Here is a 1,664-nt window from a genome sequence, read left to right as displayed (position 1 = left end):
GCAAAGTTTATATCGAGGGACAGCTTCAAACGCGTAAATGGCAAGATAAAAACGGTATTGACCGGTTTGTAACAGAAGTCATTTTGCCTAAGTACAAAGGCGACTTAAAGCTCTTAGATGGCAAAAATGATGATAATCAAGAGCAGTCATCACCTTATGACAGAAGCTTTCACAAGCCTCTTGATACATCTCATACCGTTATGAATGATAGTGTTCCTTTTTAAACAGAAGGCGGTGTTGTGAAAAAAAACAAAAGGGGACGCCCTAAAATAGCAGGGCAGCTAAGAGAAGCCAATGGTCGTATATCACGTGCAAAATACCCCCGTGAAGTTGCTGATCAATTGGCAATAGAGATACGTGCAAAGCGCTTCGGTTTAACGCTACAGGAGGCAAAAAATCCGCTCTCTGGTACCTATATCGGGCGGCTTTGTTTAAAAGACGCGCTTACACAAGAGCAATATGATGCCGCGCAACAGTACCTACAGATAAGAAACGACTATTTATGCGCAAAAGGCTTGCCTAATGCGATTTATGACGAAATGCCGTCATCATCTGATGATAAGGCAAGAGATAAATGGGTAGCATTTGCAACGGAGCAGTTTATCAACACGCAAGAGGCACTAAAAGAAGCACAATGCCTCTATAGACAGTATAATCTTTATGCAGCGCTACAGTACCTCGTTATAGAAGATCAAATGCTACCACACCTTGTGAATTCATTACGTGTTGCTCTTAATGCGCTTCAGAAACATTTTGATCGTTAAATGACAATCTCTATTACGGTTTCATTATATAGTATATCGTTTGTAAGTTTCTGCAATGTTCACTGAGTCCCTTTAACCCTTTATGATCATTTTTTTTCATTTGAGATACTATGTTATCTACTTGTGCTTTTTTGAAATCGGAACGCTTAAGAAATTTTTTTGCATAATAAATCATTGGATCCTCGTTATCATTAACCATGTTGTATGCCCACATAAAATCGCTTTCATTCCAATCATATTCATCGCGTAAACGCTTTATTACATTGGGTAGATCCATTTGCGACATCTCCTTATTATAATCACCCCGCAATAAACTCATAAGGGATGCACAACCAACAACCGATATGTGACGATACAATATATTTTCCTGTTTAAAAAATGAATATTCTCCACCATTTCTGAGTGAAAGTTCTTCTGCTTTGCGTATCTTTTCAGAATGCATAGAGCCAATATATGATTCACTTACGTATTTATTGTAAAGTTGATTATACTTCTCTATAGTATCTACACTTGTAAACATACGCGTCAATTTGTCTATAAATCCAACTGACGCTGATGCAGGTAGCGCTGATATAGAAAAGAAAGCTATAAATGTTATGATGCGTGTTATGGATAATGATTTCATCATTTTGAATCCTTAATTATTCATAAGCGCTGTTTAACCGATTCGTTTTTAAAATATCAATATGTGTTATTTTTATGTTGACAAAGTGTAGCAAATCGTATTTAATGACATTGCTGTACTTAGGCGTATTGTGTCTAGAGAGGGAAATGTACAGTTCAAAATCCCCGCAAATGCGGGGTTTTTTATTATCTGGAGGGTGTATTTTATGACATCACAAAATACAGAACAGATTTCTCAAACAAAGAAAAAATATAAACCCCCTAAGGCAGGAATGG

Annotated in this window: 3 protein-coding genes; 2 read left to right on the top strand and 1 reads right to left on the bottom strand. The window is 37.0% G+C overall.

All coding sequences use genetic code 11. The features are described 5' to 3' along the window. A partial coding sequence (locus ACFINC_RS09315) for a single-stranded DNA-binding protein (RefSeq protein ID WP_375617029.1) occupies nucleotides 1–224 on the top strand: 224 nt, incomplete at its 5' end. Nucleotides 225–239: 15 nt separating this feature from the next. Further along, entirely contained in the window at nucleotides 240–764 is a 525-nt protein-coding gene (locus ACFINC_RS09310; protein WP_375617028.1) for a hypothetical protein, read from the top strand. Between the two features lie 13 nt (nucleotides 765–777). Here ACFINC_RS09310 and ACFINC_RS09305 read toward each other — a convergent pair whose 3' ends face one another. Further along, a complete protein-coding gene (locus ACFINC_RS09305) occupies nucleotides 778–1,392 on the bottom strand; it encodes a hypothetical protein (RefSeq protein WP_375617027.1) in 615 nt (204 codons plus the stop codon). Between the last annotated feature and the right edge of the window lie 272 nt (nucleotides 1,393–1,664).

Origin of the sequence: Bartonella sp. AP58NXGY (genome assembly GCF_042195785.1) — a bacterium.
GTDB lineage: Bacteria > Pseudomonadota > Alphaproteobacteria > Rhizobiales > Rhizobiaceae > Bartonella.
The sequence above is the reverse complement of the archived record's forward strand: the minus strand, read 5'-3'. Positions and strand labels throughout refer to the sequence as shown.

Excerpts from the sequence above, each read along its gene's own strand:
- ACFINC_RS09305 (WP_375617027.1), bottom strand. The coding sequence starts at position 1,392 with ATGATGAAATCATTATCCATAACACGCATCATAACATTTATAGCTTTC.